The following is a 21857-nucleotide window of genomic DNA, read 5'->3' on the forward strand; positions in this document are numbered from 1 at the left end:
GATCGACGTCGTGGTAGTGCAAGACCGCAGCAGTGTGCGGCTGACGGTGGAGCGCGATGCGCTCATTACGGCAACTGTTCCGGCTGGGATGGACGTCGCCCAGTTGGTATCCGCTGTTAAGGGCCGACGGCGTTGGATCTACGGCAAGCTGGACGAGCGCACAGACGAGGCGGCCATCCGGCCCGTGAAGGAGTTCGTCACCGGTGAAGGCTTCAACTACCTGGGGCGCAGCTACCGGTTGAAGCTGGTTGACGATGTCCCGGCGCCGGTCGGACTGGTTCGAGGTCGATTCCTGATGCGTCGAGACCGCTTGGACCGCGCGGAGGACGAACTCATCGGGCTCAGCGAGAAGCCAGGTCAGACTGTGTCTGACCTGGCTTCTCTTGTCTCACTGCCTTTTGCCGACCGGCCCGGTGGGTCTTCCTGGCCGAAGCGCTAGCGCGGGAGCCGCAGCGACAGGCCGTCGAGGACGACCTCCAGGCCGTAGGCGAACTTGGTTTCGCGGATCTCCGCGGGGTCGACGGCTGGGGGTTCGGCGTAGGCGCCGGTGAGGTGGTCGTGGCCGGCCGCGGCCTGCTGGGCGGCAGGCATGAGTCGGGCGATGAAGGCGGCCTCGGTCTCGCCGGAGCGGGCGACCGTGGTGAGCCAGGCCGCCTCCGTGGTGCTCATGCCGATGACGTAGGACAGGACGGTGTCGATCGCGCGGCTCGGCTCGGGAAAGCCGGCGGCCGTGAACAGGGCGGCCAGTCGCTCGGCGAAGGACATGAGGTTGGGGCCGAGGTAGGCGAGGCCCGCCTGGCCGAGGACCGAGGACAGCCACGGGTGGCGCAGGGCGGTCGCCCGGAAGGACCGGGCGGCCTCGGTGGCGGCGGCGCGCCAGTCGGGGCTGTCCGCCTCGGGGTCTGCCCGGCCGAAGTCCGGGGAGGGGACGACGATCTCGGCGGCGACCTCGTCCACCGCGAGCTCCATCAGCTCGTCCTTGGTCGCGACGTGCCGGTAGAGGGAGGTCGCGCCGGCGTTCAGGCGGGCGCCGAGCTTGCGCATGCTCAGCGACTCGATGCCCTCGGCGTCCAGCATGGCGATCGCCTCGCGGACGATCGCGGCCCGGCTGAGCGCGGGCTGATCGGGCGCGGGCTGCTGCCGGGCCCACACGGACGGGATCGGGTTCGTCTTGGCGGCCATGACCCTCCTTCAAGGCGTACGGCGTTCGCATCCAGCGTACAGGAATAGGGCCTTGCGCACGTCGTACCCGGTTGCGTACAGTGTTCGCAACACAGGAACGTCGTGCGCAGGTCGAGAGGAAAGCCCATGGAAACCCGTAATCCGCGCCGCTGGTGGATCCTCATCGTGCTGTGCCTCAGCACGCTGGTCCTGGTGGTCGACAGCATGGCGCTGACCGTCGCGGTGCCGTCGATGACCGAGGACATCGGCGCGAGCGCCCAGGACATCCAGTGGATCCTCGACTCCTACATCCTGGTCTTCGCCGGGCTCCTGCTCACCTCCGGCAGCCTCGGCGACCGCTTCGGCCGCCGGAAGATCATGATCATCGGCCTGTTGCTCTTCGGGGCGGCGTCGCTGGCCGCGACCTTCTGCGCGAACCCCGGCGAGGTGATCGCAGCGCGGATCACGATGGGCGTGGGCGGGGCGCTGATCATGCCGTCGACGCTGTCGATCCTCATCACCGTCTTCGACGAGGAGGAACGCCCCAAGGCGATGGCGGCGTGGGGCTCGGTGTCGATGCTCGGCCTGGTCGGCAGCCCGGTGCTCGGCGGCGTGCTGATCGACCACTTCTCCTGGCACTCGATCTTCTTCATCAACGTCCCGGTCGTCGCGCTGGCCGTCCTGGCGGCCCTCGTCCTCATGCCGGAGTCGAAGGGGCCCTGGCAGAAGCCCGACCCGATCGGAGCGGTGCTGTCCGCGGTCGGTATGACCGCCCTGATCTGGTGGATCATCGAGCTCCCGCAGCACGGCGCCTTCGGCGGCCGCTCGGCGATCACCCTGGCCGCCGCGGTGATCGCCCTCGGTGGGTTCGTGGTCTGGGAGAACGTCACCCCCGCGCCGATGGTGCCGCTGGTCCTGTTCAAGCACCGCAACTTCAGCGGCGGTTCGCTCTCGCTGACCCTCGTGCAGATCGGCAATGGCGGCCTGCTGCTGGTGCTCACCCAGTACCTGCAGTTCGTGCTCGGCTATTCCCCGGTCAAGGCGGGCCTCGCGTTCGTGCCGCTGGCCGTAGCCGCGCTGATCGGCAACGGCGCCGGCGCCGGGCTCGCCGCGAAGATCGGCAACCGCTTCCTGGTGCTGGGCGGGATGCTCGTCATGGCCTCCTCCTTCGCGCTGCTGACCACCGTCTCGGCAGACTCCGGCTTCACTGTCCCGGCGGTCGCCCTCGGACTGCTCGGCCTCGGCGCCGGCCTCGCGATGCCGGCCGCGGTCGGCGCGCTGATGGGCACCATCCCGGCGGAGAAGGCCGGCGTCGGATCGGCCCTGAACGACACCATCCAGCAGGCCGGCGCCGCGCTCGGCATCGCGATCCTCGGCTCGCTCCTGACGAGTGGCTTCCGCAGCGAGATGCCCGCCGACGCACCCGAGCAGGCCAAGCAGTCGATCGCCGGCGCACTGACCGCCGCCAACGGCGACACCGGACTGGTCCACGCCGCCCGGGAAGCCTTCACCGCCTCGATGTCGACCACCTTCACCATCAGCGCGATCGGCGTCCTCACCGCGGCCCTCCTGGCCACCCTGGTCATGCGCGACACCAAGCCCGAGCCCGCCGCCGCCCAGGCCGAGGAGCCCGAACTCATCGCCTGACCTCGTGAAGAAGGCCGGTGCCCCGGGAGGGCGCCGGCCTTCTTCCGTTGCCGGTGCGCCGGCCGGACCGGTCGGCGCACAAACGGAGCAACGCGCCCTCTACGAAGGGTGGTTCACCTTCGTTTTCCGGTTGAACCCGCCCGCACTCTCTCGGCGCACGGTCGATAGATTGCCCCGCACGGGGCGGTCGAGGCCGCAGAGCCCGAGAACCGGAGGGGCACAGTGAACAGTCACGTGCGTTCGCGCGTATCGGCGTATGCCATCGCCGCCGTGCAGGACCAACTGCTTTTGACTCAACTCTCCGATACCTCACCGGTCTTCGAGCCCAGGCTGTGGCACCTGCCCGGCGGCGGAATCGATCCGGGCGAGCAGCCGCGGGAGACGCTGGCACGCGAGTTGCACGAGGAGACCGGGCTCGAACTCCTTGACGCCCGCCTGGTGGACGCGCGGGCGTATACGGCCACCCGGCTCGGCATCAGCTGGAACCTGGTGGGGCTCTTCTACATCGTCGAACTCAAGCCCGGCCCGCTGTCGGTCACCAAGGCCGATGACTCCACGAGCGCGGTGACCTGGATGCCCCTGTCCGGCCTGGAGGACTCGATCCTGTCCCCGGCCGCGATCGACGGTCTGGGGATGATCGGTGCTCAAGAGGGATGGACCGTGGCCGTCCCCTGAGCCGGGCAATTCAGGAGCCGGCGTCCACTGCCAATGCGGTCCTGCCATCGGCGGTGCGGGGCCGGAGGCCGGTCGTCCATGAGGTCGGGCTCAGGTGAGCCGCCGGCCGTGGGAAGCACTGCACGCCCGAGCCGAAGCCGTGTCACGGTAAGCACTGCTCGAAGCCGAAGCCCGAGCCGTGTCACGACAAGCACTGCTCCAAGCCCGAGCCGAAGCCGTGTCACGGTAAGCACTGCTCGAAGCCGAAGCCCGAGCCGTGTCACGACAAGCACTGCTCCAAGCCCGAGCCGAAGCCGTGTCACGGTAAGCACTGCTCGAAGCCGAAGCCCGAGCCGTGTCACGACAAACACTGCTCCAAGCCCGAGCCGAAGCCGTGCCACGGCAGGAACCCCTGCCACTCGAAGTGACACGACCTCCACACAGGTGACCGAACGGACCACGGGCACCCGCCACCACCCGGTGGCGAGTGCCCGTCCGTTCTTCCGGTCAGTGCCGTCCGGACAGCCGGTCCGCGGCCTTCGCGATGGGGTCCGTGCCGAGGCGGGGCGCGGTGAGTTCGCGGCGGTCGGCGGCGCGGTAGGCGGCGTACATGCCGTGAACGCCGAGCCAGCGGAAGGGTTCCGGTTCCCAGCGGCGGACCCGGTGGTTGACCCAGGGCAGCGTGGTCAGTTCCGTGGGGCCGGACTGGCCGGAGTCCTGCTGGATCAGGTCGCGCAGGGTGCGGGCGGCGAGGTTGGTGGTGGCGACGCCGGAGCCGACGTAGCCGCCGGCCCAGCCGAGGCCGGTGGAGCGGTCGAGGGTGACGGTGGCGCACCAGTCGCGGGGGACGCCGAGGACGCCGGACCAGGCGTGATCGATGCGGGCGGCCGCGGTGGTGGGGAAGAGGCGGACGAGGATGTCGCGGAGGGCCTCGATGGTGGCGGGCTGGGTGCGGGCTGTGTCGTTGAAGTGGGCCGCACCTGAGCCGTATCGGTACGGGACGCCGCGGCCGCCCAGTGCGATGCGGTCGTCCGCGGTGCGCTGGGCGTACGTGTAGGCGTGGGCCATGTCGCCGAGGGTTTCGCGGCCGTCCCAGCCGATGGTGTCCCACACGGACCGGGGGAGCGGCTCGGTGGCGATCATCGAGGAGTTCATGGGGAGCCAGGTGCGCCTCTGGCCCTTGAGGTTTGCCGTGAATCCCTCGGTGCAGCGCAGGATGTACGGGGCGCGGACGGTGCCGTACGGGGTGTGGGCGTGCTTGGGCTTGATCTCGGTGACGGGCGTCGACTCGTGGATGGTGACGCCGAGCGCCTCCACGGTCGCGGCGAGGCCCTTGACGAGTTTGACCGGGTGCAGGCGGGCGCCGTGCGGGGTCCAGGTGGAACCGACGGCTCCGGTGACGTTGATGCGTTCGCCGGTCTCGCGGGCGCCGCGCAGGACGCGGTCCTTCTCGCCGAAGGCGATCTCGACGGAGTGGAAGTCCTTGAGCCGGGCCAGCTGGGCGGGGGTGTAGGCGACTTCGAGAACACCGCCCTGGTGGATGTCGGCGTCGATGTTCTCCTCGGCGGCCACGCGGACGACCTCGTCGACGGTGTCGTTCATCGCCCGCTGGAGATGGACGGCGGCCTCGTGGCCGTGGAGCTTGGCGTAGCGGCCGCGGCCCGCGATGCCGTTGTACAGCCAGCCGCCGTTGCGCCCGGAGGCGCCGTAGCCGCAGAACTTGGCTTCGAGGACGGTGATGTTGAGGAAGGGGACGGCCTTCTTGAGGTAGTAGGCGGTCCACAGTCCGGTGTATCCGCCGCCGACGATGCAGATGTCGGCGGTGGCGTCGCCGGGGAGGGGTTCCCGGGGGGTGGGCGTTCCTTGGTCCGCGTACCAGAACGATATGCCGCCGTTGACGGTGCTGACGGTGCTCATGTTGCCCCTGCTTTGTCCGGTGTGAAGCCGTGCCTGCGGTCGTGCTTTCTCTGGGGCGGGACGTTACTGCGCCGGAGGGGTTTTCGTCTTCGGCCGGGACCGGGTCAGTGGGTAGCAGGCGAGGCCGATGAGTACGGAGGCGAAGTGGCCGAGGTCGGTGAAGGTGCGGCCGGCGATGAGCGGGATGCCGTAGAAGACGAGGACGGCGAAGAGGTACACGTACCGCCAGGGCGCCGGGATGCGGTACGTGAGGACCGCGACGACGCCCGCGAGCGCGTAACTGACCCCGACATCGAGCGTGTTCGCGGCGGCCGGCGGTACGTGTCCGTGCCGGATGGCCCAGGCCAGGACGCCTTCGCTGACGAGGGTGGCGAGGACATGGGCCGCGATGGCGACGGCGAGCCAGCGCAGGGTGCCGAGCCAGCGTTCGGCGGGGGCGTGGAAGACGGTGTAGAGGACGGCGTAGGGGACCCAGTGGCCGCCGTCGATCCAGAAGGCGCTGGTGATCAGTACGTGTACGGGGTCCCGGGAGAGTTCGTGGATGTTGGTCGAGTGCTGGCGCAGGAAGTCCTCTTCGAAGTCCGGTGACATCTGGTGGACGATGACGGCGGTGACGAAGAGTGCGCTCAGCCAGATGTAGGTGCCGGGTGCGCTGCGAATCCATGAGCCGACGCTGCGGATCCACGAGCCGGCGGTGGTGTGCGGCCGGGTGGGCGGGGCGGGACTGCTCGGAGTCATATCCGATTGATGCACGGCTCTACGATCGTCCGCGTGATCGACATCCCGGACGAGCTGATCGACACCCGGTCCAAGTACAACGGGGCGGCAGGGCGGGCCTTTCTCGCGGCGCTGCCGGGGCGGGGTCAGTGGGGCGCGAGCCCGCGCCTACGCTGCCCTCATGATTCGTACCGCTACCCCTGCTGATGTCCCTGTTATTCACGCCATGGTCCGCGAGCTGGCCGACTACGAGAAGGCCCTGCACGAGGCGAACGCCACCGAGGAGCAACTGCACGAGGCACTGTTCGGCGAGCGGCCCGCCGCGTACGCGCACATCGCCGAGTCGGACGACGACGGCGAGGTCGTCGGCTTCGCGCTGTGGTTCCTGAACTTCTCCACGTGGCGCGGGGTGCACGGCATCTACCTGGAGGACCTGTACGTACGTCCGGAGCGGCGCGGCGGCGGGCACGGGAAGGCGTTGCTGACGGAGCTGGCGCGGATCTGTGTGGAGCGCGGCTACGAGCGCCTGGAGTGGTCGGTGCTGAACTGGAACACCCCGTCCATCGCGTTCTACGAGTCGCTGGGCGCGCGGCCGCAGGACGAGTGGACGGTGTACCGGCTGACGGACGGGGCGTTGTCGAAGCTCGGGGAACAGCTCGGCGGAAAGTAGGTCCTCGCCGGGTTACGGGATCAGGACGACCTTGCCCATCGTGCCCCGGGTCTCCAGGGCGCGGTGGGCGGCGGCCGCTTCGGCGAGCGGGAAGCGCTGGACCGTGGGGCGGAGCCGGCCGGAGGCCGCCTCGGAGAGCGATCGCGTTTCGAGGGCGCGCAGGCCGCCCGCCCTCGCCATCATGACGGGGCCGAGCACGCTCCCGGAGGTGATGCCACGTTCGGCGAGTTCCTCGTCGGTGAAGGTGAGCGGTGCTCCGTCGTGGAGTCCGGCGCCGGACCAGCCGAACACGATGTGCTGCCCGCCCTTGCCGAGGAGGTCGACGGCGGCGCGGCCGGTGGTGCCCCCGACGGAGTCGTAGACGACGGTGGCGCGACGGCCGAGTCCGTCGAGATGGGTGCGGACCTGCCGGGGCCAGTCGGGGAGGGTGTAGTCGACGGCGAGGTCGGCGCCGTTCGCCCGGACGGCGGCGGCCTTGGCGGGGCCGCCGGCGAGGCCGATGACGGTGGCCCCGGCGTTCTTGGCGTACTGCACGATCAGGGTGCCGATGCCGCCCGCGGCTGCGGGGACGACGACGATCGAGCCGGGGCCGAGGTCGGTGAACTGCAGGATGCCGAGGGCGGTGCGGCCGGTGCCGATCATGGCGACGGCTTCGGCTTCGTCGAGGCCGTCCGGGATGGCGTGCAGCTTCTCGGCGTCGACGACGGTGAGTTCGGCGTAGCCGCCCGGGACCATGCCGATATGGGCGACGACGCGCTTGCCGAGCCAGCCGGGGTCGGTGCTCTCGCCGAGCGACTCGACCCGGCCCGCGACTTCGCGGCCCGGGATGGTCGGTAGCTCGGCGGGGGCCGGGAACGGGCCCGTCATGCCTTCGCGCAGGGCCGTGTCGAGAAGGTGCACGCCCGCTGCGGCGACGGCGATACGGACCTGGCCGGGGCCGGGTACGGGGTCGTCGGTCCGCTCGTAGGTGAGGTTCTCGGCCGGGCCGAAGGTGTGGAGGCGGATGGCGTGCACGGTGGACTCCCCGTTGGTGTCGGTCGCTGTGGGCCGGTGGGCTTGGGACCCGTGGGCTTGTGGGGCCCGTGGCCCTGTGCAGCCACCCTCCGACCTCAAGCCTGCTTGAGGTCAAGCCCTGCCGTGGAGTTGCGGGCGGTGGCCCGGCTCTCGGAAGCCTTGAGGGCGAGCAGCGCCGCCTCCATTCCGCTGTTGAACGACACCTCGCTGAGCAGTCCGGGCGCGGCGACCTGGTCGCCCGCGAGGTAGATGCCGTTGCCGCGGTCGATGGCGGGCCGGTCGCGCCAGGTGGTGCCGGGCCGGTCGACCGCGCCGGTGCGGCCGGAGGCGAGGGCCTCGCGCCGCCATACGGTGCGCTCGCGCCAGTTCGGGTAGCCGAGGTCGAGCAGCTCCTCGGCGCGGGCGATGCCGATGGCCCTGGACTCGCCGGGAGCGAGGGGGAACTGTCCCTGGATGAGCTGCTGTCCGGCGGGCGCGAGGGTGCGGTCCTGGGCGGTGAAGCGTTCGATCCAGCCGGGGGCGTCGAGGTCGGAGACGGCGAAGGCGTCGCCGCGCCGGGTGCGCAGGGCCAGGTCTATGAGTGCGGTCCTGCCGCTGCCCCAGGTCAGTGAGGGGTCGCGGAGCAGGGAGCGGGCCGCGTCGAGGGAGGTGGCGACGATCACCGGGCCCTGTCGGGTCAGGGTGCCGAGGGTGTCGGCGTCCACGCGCGCCGCCGTCTCGATCCGGACGCTGAGGTTCCAGGCGCGGGCCGCCATCCGGTCGATGACCTGTGCCCAGCCGCCGACGGGGTAGCGGGCCTCGGGCGGCAGCGCGGTGGCGCGGCGCAGCCGTTCCTGGACGAACGCGGCGGAGAGCGCACCGGGGTCGTGGTGGTAGAGCGCGACGGCGGCGTAGTGCGCGGCAGCGCGGGCGCCCGCCTCGCCGACCTGTCCGGTGGCCCAGGTGCGGAAGTCGGTGTCGACGGGGGCCTGTTCCGCGCGGCGGCGGGTGAGGCGGAGGAGGGCGAGGGGCGGGGTACGGCGCAGGGCGCCGTCGAGGCGGAAGCGGAGCCGGGCGCCTTCGAGGGGCGGGACGGTGGCGACGGGGCCCAGGAGGTTGCGCCGGTCGAGCCAGGTCCGGTGCGGTCCGCGGCGGTAGAGGGCGTGGGGTCCTTCGTTGGTGCGGTACGGGCCTTCGGCGGTCCTGGCCCGTCCGCCGAGGGTGTGGTGGGCCTCGTGGACGGTCACCAGGGCGCCGGACTCGGCGGCGGTGATGGCTGCGGTGAACCCGGCGAGGCCGCCGCCGATGATGTGGATGCGCTGCATGGTCCCGATCTCCTTCGCTGAAGGGCGCTGCTGTGTACGGGACGGTTCGCGGCACCCCGTTTGTGACATCGGCGAGGGGGCGTTGTCAGTGGGGTGGGTCACGATGGGGGCATGGCGCGCAGCAGCAGGAAGACGGACACGATCGCAGCGGCACGGCGGCCGGAGGTGCGGCTGCCGCCGCTCGTTCCGTACGACGGGGGAGGCCTGGAGCCGGACGGGGACTACGACGGTGTGCGGTTCGACGGGACGGATCTTGCGGACGAGTCGGGTCCGGGGGCCCGTTTCATGGACTGCGCGCTGGACGGCTGCGCACTGGACCGTACGGAGCTGGTCAGGGCCCGTTTCATCGACTCCGTGCTGACGGGCGTACGGGGTGTGGGCACCGATCTCGCGGGGGCGTCGCTGCGCGATGTGGAGGTGGTGGACGCACGACTGGGCGGGGTGCAGTTGCACGGTGCGGTGCTGGAGCGGGTGCTGGTGCGCGGCGGGAAGATCGACTACCTGAATCTGCGGAAGGCGCGGATGAAGGACGTGGTGTTCGAGGGCTGTGTGCTGTCGGAGCCGGATTTCGGGGATGCGCAGCTGGTGCGGGTGGAGTTCCGCGACTGTGTGCTGAAGCGGGCCGACTTCAGCTCCGTACGGATGGAGTCGGTGGATCTGCGGACGGTCGCGGAGCTGGACATCGCCCGCGGGGTGGAGCGGCTGGCGGGTGCGGTGATCAGCCCGTCACAGCTGATGGAGCTGGCTCCGGCGTTCGCGGCGCAGATCGGGGTGCGGGTGGAGGCGTAGCCCGCCGGGGCCGGGTCAGATACGGGGGAAGCGGGCCTGGAGGTCCCAGATCACGGGGTTGTCGGCGAGCCCTTCGTGCATGTCGGCGAGGTCGGCGATCAGGTCGTGCAGGAAGTCGCGGGCCTCGCGGCGCAACAGCGAGTGGCTGAAGGTGAGCGGGGGTTCGTCGCCGGGCATCCAGTCGGCCTCGACGTCGACCCAGCCGAAGCGGCGCTCGAAGAGCATCCGGTCGGACGACTCGGTGAAGTCCAGCTCGGCGAACTGCCGCCGGTGCGAGCGGTTGCCGCGCGGGTCCTGGTCGATCTGCTCGACGATGTCGCACAGCGCCCACGCGAAGTCGAGCACCGGCACCCATCCCCAGGCTGTGGACACTTCGCGGTCCGCCTTGGTGTCCGCGAGGTAGACGTCCCCGGAGAACAGATCGTGCCGCAGGGCGTGGACGTCCGCGCGGCGGTAGTCGGTCTGCGGGGGATCGGGGAAGCGTCGGGAGAGGGAGTAGCCGATGTCGAGCACAGTTCGATGGTGTCATGCCCGGTGACGGGGGCCGACACCATCGGGTGGGGCCTGCGCCGCAGGGCCCCACGAGTCCGGCAGGACACGGACTAGGGCAGCAGCCGCTGCTCCTTCGCCACGGCTACGGCGCCCGCGCGGGTGTCGACGCCGAGTTTGTCGTAGATGCGGCCCAGGTGGGTCTTGACCGTGGCCTCGCTGATGAACAGGGCGCGGGCGATCTCCCGGTTGCCCAGACCCTGGGAGAGCTGGGCCAGGATGTCGAGTTCGCGGTCGGTGAGGGTGGGCTGGGGCTTTCGCATCCGGGCCATGACACGGCTGGCAACGGGCGGGGAGAGCGTGGTGCGGCCCTGGGCGGCCGAGCGGATCGCGGCGAAGAGCTCCTCCGGGCGTTCGGCCTTCAGCAGGTAGCCGGTGGCGCCCGCCTCGATGGCGCGGGTGATGTCGGCGTCCGTGTCGTACGTGGTCAGGACCAGCACGTGGACGCCGGTGGCGGCGATACGGCGGGTGGCCTCGACGCCGTCGATGCCCTCGCCGAGCTGGAGGTCCATCAGGACGACGTCCGGGGTGAGCTTGGCTGCCAGGGCGACGGCCTCCTCGCCGCTGCCGGCCTCGCCGACGACCTCGATGTCCGGTTCGCTGCCGAGGAGGGCGAGCAGCCCTGCGCGTACGACGGCGTGGTCGTCGCAGAGCAGGATGCGTACGAGCGGCGGGGTCATGCGGGGGCCTCCGGGGCGGTCGTCGGTGCGGGTGCCGGCGTGAGGGGGACGGCAGCGGACAGGACCGTACCCTCGCCCGGTGCCGACTCGATCGTCAGCGTGCCGCCGAGCTGGTGCAGCCTGGCGCGCATCGCGGGCAGCCCGTGGCCGCGTACGCCGCCCTTGGGCCCGGTGCGCTCGGCGGGTGCGAAGCCCTGCCCGTTGTCGGTGATGTCCAGGACGATCCGGTCGTCGAGACGGGTCAGCGTCAGCGCCGCCTCCGTCGCGTGTGCGTGTTCCTTCACATTGGCCAGTGCGCCCTGCGCGACGCGCAGGAGCGCCGACTGCACCCGGTCGGGCAGCGCGGTGTGCTGCTCTCCCTCCACATGGCAGCGGACGGTGAGCCGCCCCTGCGCCTGCGCCGTCTCGCGTGCGGCCAGTGCGTGCAGGGCCGCCTCCAGGCCGCCGCCCTCCGCGAGATCGGCCGGGGCCAGGTCGTGGACGAAGCGGCGGGCCTCGGCCAGATTGCGTTCCGCGATGCCCGTTGCCGTACGGACGTGGCGGCGGGCTGTCGCCGGGTCGGCGTCCCACGTGCGGTCGGCGGCCTGGAGCAGCATCTGCTGGCTGGACAGGCCCTGTGCGAGAGTGTCGTGGATCTCCATCGAGAGCCGCTGGCGTTCGGCGAGGGTTCCTTCGCGGCGCTCGGTGGCGGCCAGTTCGCGGCGGGTGCGCAGCAGGTCGTCGATCAGTTCGCCCTGCCGCTCGGACAGTTCGCGCTGGCGCACGGCCTGACGCTGCATATGGACGAAGACCGCCGTCGCGACCGCCGCCACCGCGGGCGGGGCGAGCACCAGGTTCGGGTCGAATCCGTCGGCCAGCCGCAGCTGCGCGGCGACGACGAACACGGTGAGCAGAGCGACGAGCGCGAGTGCGGCGCGTGGCGGAAGGATCCGCAGCCCGGTGTAGAACAGCGGGACCGCGCACCACGCGAAGCTCGGCGCGAGGACGACCAGCACCATCCATACGGCGACCAGCACCCCCAGCCACACCACGCTGCGCGGCGTCGGACGCGAACCGAGCACCGGCCCGAGCACGTACAGCACGGCCAGGGCGACGGAGAGCGCGATGATCCACGGGGTGCGGGCCTCGCCCGGGTGCCGCAGCAGGAAGCGGGCGAGCGAGGCGCCGAGCAGCAGGAAGAACGCGGCGTGCATCAGGAGCGCGAGCCATCGGGCATCCAGGTCGCCGGTCCCGGTTGCGCCGTTCCGGCTTTCGTCAAAGGCGCCGGTCCGCCCTGTCACGGCGTCGTCAGTCCGCCCCGTGACCGTGCCGGGCGCCGGCCGGGTTCGGTGCTCCACCTCGTGTCCCTCGCTCCTCACCATCGCCATCGGCGCTGCTGACCTGCACAGATACGTCCATGGTCACCCCGGAGGACCACCCCCGCATCAACCGATCGGCCGATGGGGCCGTCGGCCGTACCGCGCGTGGCGTCGAGCCGGTTCGTCGACCGTACGGCGCCGGACGCGGCCGGAGGATCGATGACAGAGCCGAGCAGGCTCATCCGCCGACCCCGCTGCTGAAGGAGCCCACCATGAAGAAGCTGTCGCTGCGCATTCGCGTCCTGACCGGTGCCGTTGCCGCCACCGCCCTCGGCGCCGGAACCTTCGGTGCCATGTCCGCCAACGCCTCCGCCCCGGCTGCCGCACCCGCCGCCGCCGTCAAGGCCGACACCGCGAACCGGAACCTCCAGCAGACCACCCACCTGACCGTGGCCGCCGCCACCAAGGCCGCGCAGGCCGCGCTCGACGCCGCGGAGAACGAGAACCAGCGCGTCTCCGTCGCCGTCGTCGACCGCAACGGCAACACCGTCGTGACGCTGCGCGGTGACGGCGCAGGACCGCAGTCGTACGAGTCGGCCGTGAAGAAGGCGTTCACCGCCGTCTCCTGGAACGCGCCCACCTCCGAGCTGGCCAAGCGCCTGGAGCAGGCCCCGAACCTCAAGGACATCCCCGGCACCCTGTTCCTCGCGGGCGGCGCCCCGGTGCAGGTCAAGGGCGCCCCGGTGGCGGGCATCGGAGTGGCCGGGGCCCCCAGCGGCGACCTCGACGAGAAGTTCGCGAAGGCCGGCGTCGCCACTCTCGTGAAGTAAGCGGCCGCCGCGCCCGCACAAGCGCATTTGGACATTTCGCGCCTAGGATCACTTGTGTGGATCAGCGAACATCCGTACGTCGCACGGTACGTGCCGCCCTTGCCCTGCTGGTTCTGACGACGCCTACAGCCTGCACCGGCGGTGTCGATGGCACCCCCGGTGCCGCCGGTCTGCGCGACCCGTACTTCCCGAAGCTCGGCAATGGCGGCTACGACGTCACGCACTACGACCTCGCCCTCGACGTCGACCCGTCCGCCCACCGTCTGAGCGGCACCGCCACGATCACCGCGCGCGCCACCCAGGACCTCAGCGCCTTCAACCTCGACCTCGCCGGGCTCACCGTGAGGTCCGCGACCGTCGAGGGCCGCCCTGCCGCAGTCAACCGGGCGGGGCACGAGCTGACGCTGCGCCCCGACGCCGGGATCGAGAGCCGGCTCCACAAGGGCAGGACGTTCCGTACGGTCGTCCGCTACTCCGGCTCCCCGCAGACCCTCACCGACCCCGACAAGTCGAAGGAGGGCTGGCTGAGGACCGCGGACGGATCGGTCGCGCTCGGTGAGCCGACCGGTTCCATGGCCTGGTTCCCCGGCAACAACTACCCGAGCGACAAGGCGTCGTACGACATCACCGTGACCGTTCCCAAGGGCCTGACGGCCGTCTCCAACGGCGAGCTGACATCCCGCAGCACCTCGGGTACCACCACCACGTACCACTGGCACACCGCCGAACCGATGGCGAGCTATCTCGCGACGGTCGCCATCGGCCGCTTCGACACGAAGACGTCGACCACCCCGGACGGCATCAAGGTGTTCACCGCCGCGGACACGAAGGTGGCGGCGGACAGCGCGCGGATTCTCGCCCGGGTTCCCGAGATCGTGAAATGGGAGGCGGAACGATTCGGCCCGTACCCCTTCTCCGCCACGGGCGCGATCGTCGGGCGTCCCGGGGACGCCGGATATGCGCTGGAGACCCAGAACCGGCCGTTCTTCCCGGGGACGCCGGACGCCGGACTGCTCGTCCACGAGATGGCCCACCAGTGGTTCGGGGACTCCGTCACGCCCAAGAGCTGGCGGGACATGTGGCTCAACGAGGGCTTCGCGACCTACGCCGAGTGGCTGTGGGAGGACGCCCAGGAGGGCAACCCGGTCCAGAAACGGTTCGACGCCGCCTTCGCCGACGACGACAACTGGGCCTTTCCGCCCGCCGATCCGCCGACCGCCGCGGACATCTCGCAGGCGCCGGTGTACGGGCGCGGGGCGATGGTCATCCACAAGATCCGGCAGGCTGTGGGCGACGACGAGCGGTTCTTCGCGCTCGTCAGGGGCTGGACACAGGCCCACCGGCACGGCAACGCGTCGACCGCCGACTTCACCGCCTATGTGGAGAAGGCGACCGGTCAGGATCTGACGGCGCTGTGGAACACCTGGCTGTACGGCAGGAGCCGGCCCGCCTCGAAGGACTGACCGGCTCCCGCGTACAGCAGTGGGGCTACTTCACATTGACGCCGCTCCAGGCGGCGTCGACTGCCGCGAGCTCGGCGCTGTCCGCCCCGTACAGGTCGGTCGCCGCCTTCTCGGTCGCCGTGCGGGCGGCCGCGTAGTCGGTGGTCGACGTCATGTACTCGGAGAGGGCCTTGTACCAGATCTGGACGGCCTTGTCCCGGCCGATGCCGGTGACCGTCGAGCCGTCGATGGTCGGGGAGTCGTAGTCGACGCCGTTGATCGTCTTCGCGCCGCTGCCCTCGGACAGCAGGTAGAAGAAGTGGTTGGCGACTCCGGAGGAGTAGTGCACGTCGAGGTCGCCGACGCTGCTGTCCCAGTAGTCCGCGGAGCCGCCGTCCTTGCTCGGCTTGTCCATGTAGCGCAGCGGGGTGCCGTCGCCGTTGATGTCGATCTTCTCGCCGATGAGGTAGTCGCCGACGTCCGTGCTGTTGTCGGCGGCGAACTCCACCGAGGTGCCGAGGATGTCGCTGGTCGCCTCGTTCAGGCCGCCGGACTCCCCGGCGTAGTCGAGGTTGGCGGTGGCCGCGGTCAGGCCGTGGCTCATCTCGTGACCCGCGACGTCGAGAGCGGTGAGGGCGCTCTTGTTGTCGGCGCCGTCGCCGTACGTCATGCAGAAGCAGCTGTCGTCCCAGAACGCGTTGACGTACCCGTCGCCGTAGTGGACCCGCGAGTACGCGGCCTTGCCGTCACCGGCGATGCCGTCGCGGCCGAACGCCGACTTGTAGAAGTCCCAGGTCTTCGCAGCACCGTAGGCGGCGTCGACGGCGGCGGTCTGGCGGTCGTTGCCGGTGCCGTCGCCCCAGGTGTCGTCGTCGTCCGTGACGAGGTCACCGGTGCCGCTCTCGCCCTGGTTGAGGTCGTACGTCTTGTGGCCGCCGCGGTCGCCGTCGGTCAGCTCGAAACCGGAGCCGGCCGCGGTGGTCGTCAGGTCGACCTTGCCGCTGTACTGGCTGTTGCCGACGCCGGTCTCGATCGCCTCGTAGCTCTGGAGCTTCTTGCCGGTGGTCGCGTCGGTGATGATGTGCAGCCTGCTCGGCGTGCCGTCCTTCTGCACCCCGGTCTTCACCGTCTCGAAGGCGAGGACGGGCTTGCCGCCGCTCGCCCAGATCACCTTGCGGCCACTCGCCGCGGTCTTGATCTTCGCCGTCGTCGAGGGCACGGATATCCGGGCCCCGGTCGCCTTGGTGACGCTCTTGAGCTTTCCGCTGCGGGCGGTGTGGGTGACGAGGTCGCCGCCGATGACCGGGAGGCCGGCGTAGGTGCGCTCGTAGCGGGTGTGGACGGTGCCGTCGGCGTCCTTGATCACATCACGGGCGATCAGCTTCTCCTGGCTGCCGAGCCCGAGGGAGTCGGCGGTCGAAGAGGCGTCGGACTGCGCCGACTTGATGGCGGCGGTGCGCTGCGAGGCGCTGTTCGCGCCGAAGGCGGCGGCGCTGCGAGAGGCGGAGGGACCGTCATTGCCGTTGTCCGGCGCGGCGTTTGCCGCACCGGTCTGGACGCCGACGACGACCATCGCGGCCACGGCGGCCAGGGCTGCGGCGCGACGGGTGTTCATGTGGGGGGTCATGCGTTCTCCGTTGCTCGTTCCGTGGGGGGTTACGAGCCGAGAGCGTGCCACCGAATGACCGGCATTGACGGTGTACTAACAAATACCTCACATTTTTTTGACCACTTCTTGTCCGAATGGGATGCGCTTGTGTTCGCTATTCGGCGGAGTCCGGCGGGTGACGGCGGCCCGGAACTCCGCGTGCCGAAACGCCGCGCGCAGCTTTGGCGGTGCGGAGCATGTGCGCGGCGTGTGAAGGGCCGCGGGGCCGGCGCTGACGAGTAGTGGACATCGGGCCGGCCGGTCGGTCTTATGCATAACGGCCCTGGCTCGAGCCCGGTCGGCGCGCACGCAGAAGCCCCCGGCGTCCTGTTCTTGCGGATCTCGAAGTCCATCGCACCCCTTGAACTGGGGTGTTGCGACGACCACTAGAACCTAAGGACCGGCCGGGGGCTTCTGCGTGATGAGCTCTTGCGTCAGATGTTGACGCCGAAGTCCTGGGCGATGCCGCGCAGGCCCGAGGCGTAACCCTGGCCGACCGCGCGGAACTTCCACTCCGCGCCGTTGCGGTAGAGCTCGCCGAAGACCATGGCGGTCTCGGTGGCGGCGTCCTCGCTCAGGTCGTAACGGGCGATCTCCGTGCCGCCGGCCTGGTTGATGATGCGGATGAACGCGTTGCGAACCTGGCCGAAGTTCTGGCTGCGGGTCTCGGCGTCGTAGATCGAGACCGGGAAGACGATCTTGTCGACGTCGGCCGGCAGGCCCGCCAGGTTGACGTTGATCTGCTCGTCGTCGCCCTCGCCCTGGCCCGTGACGTTGTCACCGGTGTGAACGATGGTCTGGTCCGGCGTCGACTTGTTGTTGAAGAAGACGAAGTGGCCGTCGGAGACGACCTTGCCGCCCGGGTTGACCGCGATCGCCGAGGCGTCGAGGTCGAAGTCGGTGCCGGTGGTGGTGCGGACGTCCCAGCCGAGGCCGACCGTGACGGCGGTCAGGCCCGGGGCCTCCTTGGTGAGCGAGACGTTGCCGCCCTTGGACAGGCTTACAGCCATGGGAAGTCCCTTTCATCGTCGATTGCGGGCTTCATGCGTTCACGAAGCTACCGTCACAGGTCATAACGCGGACAAGGGACCGAGAGGTTCCTGCTCCCTTTACTTTCTTTACCGAAGTCCCCCGGTCGGCCCGGTCGGCCCGCTCGGTCCGTACGGTCCGTACGGTCCGTACGGCAAAAGAAGGTGACGAACACCCCATGGGCCGGGGAACATGGGTGCCATGTCCGGGCCCTATGTCATCCGCGGTTCGGTCTCCCTGCCGGAGGCCGAGCTCATGTGGCGTTTCTCGCGGTCCTCCGGGCCCGGCGGGCAGCACGTCAACACCAGCGACTCCCAGGTGGAGCTCCGCTTCGACCTCGCGGCGACCGAGTCGCTTCCCGAGGTGTGGAAGGAGCGGGCGCTCCAGCGGCTGGAGAGCAGGCTCGTGGGCGGGGTGATCACGGTACGGGCGTCCGAGCACCGCTCCCAGTGGCGCAATCGCGAGACGGCTCTCGTACGGCTCGCGTCCCTGCTGGCCGAGGCCACGGCGCCGCCCCCCAGGCCACGCCGGAAGACCAGGATTCCGCGCGGCATCAACGAACGCCGCCTGCGGGAGAAGAAGCAGCGCGGCGAGACGAAGCGCGGCCGCTCCGGCCGCGACTGGTAGCCGCGCCCGCTCCGGCCGCGACTGGTAGCCGCGCCCGCGCGATGCCGCCCCCTCACCCCAGCTGCCGGTAGCGCCCCCGGAAGTACGTCAGCGGCGATCCGTCCCCGCTCGGCAGGGCCGCGCTCAGCACCCGGCCGATCACCAGCGTGTGGTCACCCGCCAGGACCCGCTGCTCGGTGCGGCACTCCAGCGTGGCCAGTGCGTCTCCGACCAGAGGTGCATGGCTGATCTCCCCCCTTGTACAGGGGATGTCCTCGAACAGCAGCCGGTCGCTGATCCGGCCCTTCATCGCGAACCGGCCGGCGATGTGCCGCTGGCCCTCGGCGAGTACGGAGACCGCCCACAGCGGTTGCTCGGACAGCAGGTCGTCCATCCGTGAGTCGTTGCGCAGGCTGACCATGACCAGTGGCGGGTCCAGCGACACCGACATGAAAGCGGTCGCCGTCATCCCGACGTCCTCACCGCGCCCGTTCTCGTCGAGCGGCGGCTCCTCGGCGGTGATCAGCACGACTCCGGCGGCCAGCCGGGCGAGGGCGCCTCGGAACTCATCGTTGCTCACCCCCTCAGCATGGGGGATGGGCTGGGAACGCGGGGCGGGGGGCTTCGTCTGCAACACACCGGGCACGCTAGCCGTGGATGCCGTGACGTCGCATCGGACCAGGGGACCAGCCTGGTCCTAGGACCCACGGTCCATGGCGGCGGCGGCGGCCCGGCACCGCAACGTACGGATTTGCGTTCAAGAAAAGGATGGGCCGCATCCGCACGGCTCTCCGGCCCCTTCACCATCTGTTGTGACTTGAGTCACAGAGTGCGGTATTTGCTGACCCTGTGTACCGACTGCACAGCTCACTGTGATTCAGTGGCCGTGACACTGAAGCCAGTACGTCGATATGAAACCTGGAGTGCTGTCGAGGTCTCGGGGAGTGCGAGCAATGGAGGCCGAGTCGGAGCCGTACGTCCGTCTTGCGACGATGCGGCAACTGCACCAGGCCGTGGCCGATCTCAATACGGCGCGGAGTCTGGCCGACACACTGCAGACCGTGGCCGACGGAATCGTCGCCGGTCTCGGCTACGAGCTGGCCTGCGTGAACCTGGTCCGCCCCGACGGCGATCTCGTCGTCGCCGCCTTCGCCGGCAGCAGCGCGGCAGAAGCCCTGATCACCGGCCGCGTCGGCTCGCGCAGCTCCTGGGAGCGCAGGCTCTCGATGGGTGAGGCCTGGGACGAGCTCCGCTTCATACCGCACACCGACGGCTGGGTCCTCCTCGACGACGACGTACCGCAGTGGCACACCGAGGGTCCCGAACCCCGCTTCGAGGACGAGTGGCACCCCGAGGACCGGCTCTACGCCCCTATGTACGCGTCCGGCGGCGGCCTCGATCTCCTGGGCGTCATTTCCGTCGACCGCCCGCGTAACGGCCGCCGCCCCGGTGCCTGGGGCCGTGAGGCGCTCCAGATGTACGCATCACAGGCCGCCATTGCGATCAGCAACGCCCGGCTGAGAGCAAACATGCAGCGCGCCCTGGTCCGTCTGGAGCGTGAACAGCAGGCGCTGCGGGCCAGCGAGGAGTCCTTCCGGCAGGCCTTCGAGTACGCGCCCAGCGGCATGGCCATCGCCGAGATGGGCGGCGACCAGCACGGTCGGCTGCTGCGTACCAACGACGCCCTGTGCCGGCTGCTCGGCCGCCCCGCGTCCGTCCTGCGCCGCTACTCCTTCGCCGACCTCGTCCACCCCGAGGACATCGGTACCCTGCTGCGCACCTCCGCCGAGGGCGGCCGCGCCGAGCTGCGGCTCGGGCGGCGGGACGGCACCTACCTCTGGGTCTCGCTGCGCAACTCCGTCGTCGCCGACACCGCGGACGGCCCGCGCTTCCTGCTCACCCATGTCGAGGACATAGAGGAGCGCAAGCGCCACGAGCTGCATCTCGCGCACCGCGCCTCGCACGATGCGCTCACCGGTCTGCCCAACAGCGCCGAGCTGCGCTCCCGGCTCGGCTCCCGGCTCTGCGAGCGCCCGCACTCGGTGGCCACCACCCCGGTGGAGGCGCTGGACGCGGCCTACGGCGACGTCGACGATCCGGACACGCGGACGCACGGCTACGACGTGGACGCGGCGCCCGGCGGCCCGTACGACCACCATGTGCATTCCGTCGCACCCGACACCGAGAACGACGACGGGTCCAAGGGCCTCGCGGTCCTCTTCTGCGACCTCGACGGCTTCAAGTCGATCAACGACCGCTTCGGCCACCACACCGGTGACGCCGTACTGATCGAGGTGGCCCGCCGTCTCACCACCTGTGTCCGTGACGGCGACACCGTCGCCCGGCTCGGGGGTGACGAATTCGTCGTTCTCGCCGACGGACTCGGTGCCGCGGACGCCGCGGACCTGGCCGTACGCCTCCGTAACGCCATCATTCCGCCCATTCGGGTCGATGGCCGGGCGGTGCGCGTCGGGGCGAGTTTCGGCATCGGCTGGGCCGAGTGCGGCATGACCGCCGAAGAGGTACTGCGCTCCGCCGACCAGCGGATGTACGTGGAGAAGCGGTCCCGGGCGAAGGTTCACCGCAGGGCCGGCTGACGTTCACGGCGGCGCTGTTCCCGCAGCCCGTCGCGGTTCCAGGACGTGCGACGGCAATTCTTGGTGCGGTCCGTTCGGGGTAGGCTCGGCCGGTCGGCCACGGCTGGCAATTTTCGGCGACGGCTGGCGACATGGTGAGGAGTGACCCAGGGATGACGGCCGGGAACAACGGCGCAAACACACCCGAGGACGACGATCCGTTCGGCTACCTGTACGAGGACGGACAGGCTGCAGGCGCCCAGCCGCCACGGCAGGGCGGCTACGGCTACCCTCCGGCGGCCCCACAGCCCGGCGTGCCCCGGACCTCGTACAACCAGGTGCGGACAGTCGGCGAGCGCCAGTACGGGCAGCAGGTGCCGCACCAGCAGCCGTACGGCCAGCCGAACGCGCAGTACGCCGCCCCGGAGACGTACCCCGGCGGTGCCCCCACCGCGCAGGTCCCGCAGCAGGGCGGCCGCGGCCGCGCCGGCGGCCCCGGCAAGGGCGGCCCGAACACCAAGGGCCTGCTGATCGGCGCCGTCGCGGTGGTCCTGGTCGTGCTCATCGGCATCGGCGCCGCGCTGCTCACGGGCAACGGCGACAAGGACAAGAAGAAGGACGAGGCCACCGCCTCCGCCGGACCCGGCACCCAGGTCGAGGAGTCCCCGAAGCCCAAGGAGTCCGCGAACTCCGAGGCCCCGGCCGAGCTCCCCAAGCAGGACGCGGCGACGCTGAAGCTCGGCGGTTCGGCCACCGTCGACAAGGCCATCAATGGTGCGGAAGGCCCCAACGGGTCGTATGTCACCGGCTTCAACACGGTCGGGTCGTCCGCGACGTGGAGGGCGAACATGCCCACCGGCGGTTCGTACCGCCTGACGGTCCGCTACGCAATCCCCGCCAAGGACGCCAACGCCACGCTGACGGTCAATGGGAAGCCGAACTCCCAGCCGATCGGGCTCAAGAACTTCGTCCATTCCTCGGACCCGAACTGGGAGAAGAACTGGCAGACCACCTGGGCGCCGGTCAACCTGATGAAGGGCGAGAACGAGATCAGCATCTCGTGCCAAGAGGGAAATCAGTGTGACGTGATCCTCGACTGGGTCGAGGTCACACCCAACAAGGGCTGAGTCCTCCCGACGCGTCTCCACGGGGCGCGGGGCGAGTACCGAGGAGCAGAAGGCCCCGCCTCACGCCAGGTGCGTGAGGCGGGGCCTGATTCGATAGCGCAGTCGTCCCCGTGGTTGCTGCTCCGGGTGGGTGGCGGTGATCTCCCGGGAACTCGCGACCGCATTGAAACACCAGATCTGACGACAGCGGAGGGATTCG

General features: G+C 70.3%; 21 protein-coding genes and 1 pseudogene. 11 read left to right on the forward strand and 11 right to left on the reverse strand.

Going from position 1 to position 21857, the window contains the following annotated elements; genetic code table 11:
• Window positions 1–16 precede the first annotated feature (16 nt).
• Window positions 17–439, forward strand: coding sequence for a YgjP-like metallopeptidase domain-containing protein (locus ACZ7IB_RS26035; protein WP_470916155.1), 423 nt, complete (start codon window positions 17–19; stop codon window positions 437–439).
• Here the strand turns inward: ACZ7IB_RS26035 and ACZ7IB_RS26040 are convergent.
• Complete coding sequence (locus ACZ7IB_RS26040; RefSeq protein WP_470916157.1) at window positions 436–1182, reverse strand: TetR/AcrR family transcriptional regulator; 747 nt, start codon at window positions 1180–1182, stop codon at window positions 436–438. The two genes, ACZ7IB_RS26035 and ACZ7IB_RS26040, sit on opposite strands and share 4 nt — an antisense overlap.
• A 126-nt stretch (window positions 1183–1308) precedes the next feature.
• Between ACZ7IB_RS26040 and ACZ7IB_RS26045 the strand changes: the two genes are divergently transcribed.
• Window positions 1309–2808 (forward strand): MFS transporter, encoded by a 1500-nt coding sequence (locus ACZ7IB_RS26045; RefSeq protein WP_470916159.1) that lies wholly within the window; start codon window positions 1309–1311, stop codon window positions 2806–2808.
• 234 nt (window positions 2809–3042) lie between these two features.
• Window positions 3043–3483, forward strand: a complete 441-nt coding sequence (locus ACZ7IB_RS26050; RefSeq protein WP_470916161.1) for an NUDIX hydrolase — start codon at window positions 3043–3045, stop codon at window positions 3481–3483.
• 486 nt (window positions 3484–3969) lie between these two features.
• Here the strand turns inward: ACZ7IB_RS26050 and ACZ7IB_RS26055 are convergent, their stop codons facing one another.
• Both ACZ7IB_RS26055 and ACZ7IB_RS26060 read right to left on the reverse strand, forming a co-directional pair.
• Entirely contained in the window at window positions 3970–5379 is a 1410-nt protein-coding gene (locus ACZ7IB_RS26055) for an NAD(P)/FAD-dependent oxidoreductase (RefSeq protein ID WP_470916163.1), read from the reverse strand.
• A 63-nt stretch (window positions 5380–5442) separates the two neighbouring features.
• The gene (locus tag ACZ7IB_RS26060) at window positions 5443–6117 is read right to left on the reverse strand and encodes a rhomboid-like protein (RefSeq protein WP_470916165.1); all 675 of its coding nucleotides are present in this window, start codon (window positions 6115–6117) and stop codon (window positions 5443–5445) included.
• 33 nt (window positions 6118–6150) lie between these two features.
• Here ACZ7IB_RS26060 and ACZ7IB_RS26065 point away from each other — a divergent pair.
• A pseudogene (locus tag ACZ7IB_RS26065) lies at window positions 6151–6252 on the forward strand (aminoglycoside phosphotransferase family protein); the annotation flags it as partial.
• Window positions 6253–6277: 25 nt separating this feature from the next.
• Window positions 6278–6766 carry a GNAT family N-acetyltransferase gene (locus ACZ7IB_RS26070; protein WP_470916167.1) on the forward strand — a complete coding sequence of 163 codons (489 nt, stop codon included), beginning with the start codon at window positions 6278–6280 and terminating at the stop codon, window positions 6764–6766.
• Between the two features lie 12 nt (window positions 6767–6778).
• Here the strand turns inward: ACZ7IB_RS26070 and ACZ7IB_RS26075 are convergent, their stop codons facing one another.
• Both ACZ7IB_RS26075 and ACZ7IB_RS26080 read right to left on the reverse strand, forming a co-directional pair.
• Window positions 6779–7780 (reverse strand): zinc-binding dehydrogenase, encoded by a 1002-nt coding sequence (locus ACZ7IB_RS26075; RefSeq protein WP_470916170.1) that lies wholly within the window; start codon window positions 7778–7780, stop codon window positions 6779–6781.
• A 95-nt stretch (window positions 7781–7875) separates the two neighbouring features.
• Window positions 7876–9084: an NAD(P)-binding protein gene (locus tag ACZ7IB_RS26080; protein ID WP_470916171.1), complete on the reverse strand. Its 1209-nt coding sequence runs from the start codon at window positions 9082–9084 to the stop codon at window positions 7876–7878.
• Between the two features lie 111 nt (window positions 9085–9195).
• Between ACZ7IB_RS26080 and ACZ7IB_RS26085 the strand changes: the two genes are divergently transcribed.
• Window positions 9196–9873 carry a pentapeptide repeat-containing protein gene (locus ACZ7IB_RS26085; RefSeq protein ID WP_470916173.1) on the forward strand — a complete coding sequence of 226 codons (678 nt, stop codon included), beginning with the start codon at window positions 9196–9198 and terminating at the stop codon, window positions 9871–9873.
• Window positions 9874–9888: 15 nt separating this feature from the next.
• On the opposite strand, the gene ACZ7IB_RS26090 is transcribed toward ACZ7IB_RS26085, so the two are convergent.
• The 3 genes from ACZ7IB_RS26090 to ACZ7IB_RS26100 all read right to left on the reverse strand — a co-directional run bounded on the left by ACZ7IB_RS26090 (window position 9889) and on the right by ACZ7IB_RS26100 (window position 12463).
• Window positions 9889–10386, reverse strand: a complete 498-nt coding sequence (locus ACZ7IB_RS26090; protein ID WP_114245809.1) for a hypothetical protein — start codon at window positions 10384–10386, stop codon at window positions 9889–9891.
• 89 nt (window positions 10387–10475) lie between these two features.
• Window positions 10476–11102 carry a response regulator gene (locus ACZ7IB_RS26095; RefSeq protein ID WP_470916175.1) on the reverse strand — a complete coding sequence of 209 codons (627 nt, stop codon included), beginning with the start codon at window positions 11100–11102 and terminating at the stop codon, window positions 10476–10478.
• Window positions 11099–12463, reverse strand: a complete 1365-nt coding sequence (locus ACZ7IB_RS26100; RefSeq protein ID WP_470916303.1) for a sensor histidine kinase — start codon at window positions 12461–12463, stop codon at window positions 11099–11101. The genes ACZ7IB_RS26095 and ACZ7IB_RS26100 overlap by 4 nt, the downstream gene beginning before the upstream one ends.
• A gap of 209 nt (window positions 12464–12672) precedes the next feature.
• On the opposite strand from ACZ7IB_RS26100, the gene ACZ7IB_RS26105 reads away from it, so the two are divergent.
• Together ACZ7IB_RS26105 and ACZ7IB_RS26110 are read left to right on the forward strand one after the other, a co-directional pair.
• Window positions 12673–13230, forward strand: a complete 558-nt coding sequence (locus tag ACZ7IB_RS26105; RefSeq protein ID WP_470916177.1) for a GlcG/HbpS family heme-binding protein — start codon at window positions 12673–12675, stop codon at window positions 13228–13230.
• Window positions 13231–13286: 56 nt separating this feature from the next.
• Complete coding sequence (locus ACZ7IB_RS26110) at window positions 13287–14693, forward strand: M1 family metallopeptidase (protein WP_470916179.1); 1407 nt, start codon at window positions 13287–13289, stop codon at window positions 14691–14693.
• Window positions 14694–14718: 25 nt separating this feature from the next.
• On the opposite strand, the gene ACZ7IB_RS26115 is transcribed toward ACZ7IB_RS26110, so the two are convergent.
• Both ACZ7IB_RS26115 and ACZ7IB_RS26120 read right to left on the reverse strand, forming a co-directional pair.
• Window positions 14719–16299: a M4 family metallopeptidase gene (locus tag ACZ7IB_RS26115; RefSeq protein WP_470916181.1), complete on the reverse strand. Its 1581-nt coding sequence runs from the start codon at window positions 16297–16299 to the stop codon at window positions 14719–14721.
• 455 nt (window positions 16300–16754) lie between these two features.
• Window positions 16755–17330: a TerD family protein gene (locus ACZ7IB_RS26120; RefSeq protein ID WP_093895845.1), complete on the reverse strand. Its 576-nt coding sequence runs from the start codon at window positions 17328–17330 to the stop codon at window positions 16755–16757.
• Between the two features lie 211 nt (window positions 17331–17541).
• Between ACZ7IB_RS26120 and arfB the strand changes: the two genes are divergently transcribed.
• Complete coding sequence (gene arfB, locus ACZ7IB_RS26125) at window positions 17542–17976, forward strand: alternative ribosome rescue aminoacyl-tRNA hydrolase ArfB (protein ID WP_114245814.1); 435 nt, start codon at window positions 17542–17544, stop codon at window positions 17974–17976.
• Window positions 17977–18028: 52 nt separating this feature from the next.
• Here the strand turns inward: arfB and ACZ7IB_RS26130 are convergent, their stop codons facing one another.
• On the reverse strand, window positions 18029–18535 hold the full coding sequence (locus ACZ7IB_RS26130; protein WP_470916184.1) for a flavin reductase family protein: 507 nt from the start codon (window positions 18533–18535) through the stop codon (window positions 18029–18031).
• A gap of 373 nt (window positions 18536–18908) precedes the next feature.
• On the opposite strand from ACZ7IB_RS26130, the gene cdgB reads away from it, so the two are divergent.
• Both cdgB and ACZ7IB_RS26140 read left to right on the forward strand, forming a co-directional pair.
• Window positions 18909–20552, forward strand: a complete 1644-nt coding sequence (gene cdgB, locus ACZ7IB_RS26135) for a diguanylate cyclase CdgB (RefSeq protein ID WP_470916186.1) — start codon at window positions 18909–18911, stop codon at window positions 20550–20552.
• A gap of 152 nt (window positions 20553–20704) precedes the next feature.
• Window positions 20705–21658 carry a CBM35 domain-containing protein gene (locus tag ACZ7IB_RS26140; protein ID WP_470916188.1) on the forward strand — a complete coding sequence of 318 codons (954 nt, stop codon included), beginning with the start codon at window positions 20705–20707 and terminating at the stop codon, window positions 21656–21658.
• Window positions 21659–21857: the final 199 nt, after the last annotated feature.

It is taken from the genome of Streptomyces sp. NPDC037301 (assembly GCF_055602785.1).

Excerpts from the sequence above, each read along its gene's own strand:
- ACZ7IB_RS26040 (WP_470916157.1), bottom strand. The coding sequence starts at position 1,182 with ATGGCCGCCAAGACGAACCCGATCCCGTCCGTGTGGGCCCGGCAGCAG.
- ACZ7IB_RS26045 (WP_470916159.1), top strand. The coding sequence starts at position 1,309 with ATGGAAACCCGTAATCCGCGCCGCTGGTGGATCCTCATCGTGCTGTGC.
- ACZ7IB_RS26055 (WP_470916163.1), bottom strand. The coding sequence starts at position 5,379 with ATGAGCACCGTCAGCACCGTCAACGGCGGCATATCGTTCTGGTACGCG.
- ACZ7IB_RS26060 (WP_470916165.1), bottom strand. The coding sequence starts at position 6,117 with ATGACTCCGAGCAGTCCCGCCCCGCCCACCCGGCCGCACACCACCGCC.
- ACZ7IB_RS26070 (WP_470916167.1), top strand. The coding sequence starts at position 6,278 with ATGATTCGTACCGCTACCCCTGCTGATGTCCCTGTTATTCACGCCATG.
- ACZ7IB_RS26080 (WP_470916171.1), bottom strand. The coding sequence starts at position 9,084 with ATGCAGCGCATCCACATCATCGGCGGCGGCCTCGCCGGGTTCACCGCA.
- ACZ7IB_RS26085 (WP_470916173.1), top strand. The coding sequence starts at position 9,196 with ATGGCGCGCAGCAGCAGGAAGACGGACACGATCGCAGCGGCACGGCGG.
- ACZ7IB_RS26095 (WP_470916175.1), bottom strand. The coding sequence starts at position 11,102 with ATGACCCCGCCGCTCGTACGCATCCTGCTCTGCGACGACCACGCCGTC.
- ACZ7IB_RS26100 (WP_470916303.1), bottom strand. The coding sequence starts at position 12,463 with ATGGTGAGGAGCGAGGGACACGAGGTGGAGCACCGAACCCGGCCGGCG.
- ACZ7IB_RS26105 (WP_470916177.1), top strand. The coding sequence starts at position 12,673 with ATGAAGAAGCTGTCGCTGCGCATTCGCGTCCTGACCGGTGCCGTTGCC.
- ACZ7IB_RS26115 (WP_470916181.1), bottom strand. The coding sequence starts at position 16,299 with ATGACCCCCCACATGAACACCCGTCGCGCCGCAGCCCTGGCCGCCGTG.
- ACZ7IB_RS26120 (WP_093895845.1), bottom strand. The coding sequence starts at position 17,330 with ATGGCTGTAAGCCTGTCCAAGGGCGGCAACGTCTCGCTCACCAAGGAG.
- arfB (WP_114245814.1), top strand. The coding sequence starts at position 17,542 with ATGGGTGCCATGTCCGGGCCCTATGTCATCCGCGGTTCGGTCTCCCTG.
- cdgB (WP_470916186.1), top strand. The coding sequence starts at position 18,909 with ATGGAGGCCGAGTCGGAGCCGTACGTCCGTCTTGCGACGATGCGGCAA.
- ACZ7IB_RS26140 (WP_470916188.1), top strand. The coding sequence starts at position 20,705 with ATGACGGCCGGGAACAACGGCGCAAACACACCCGAGGACGACGATCCG.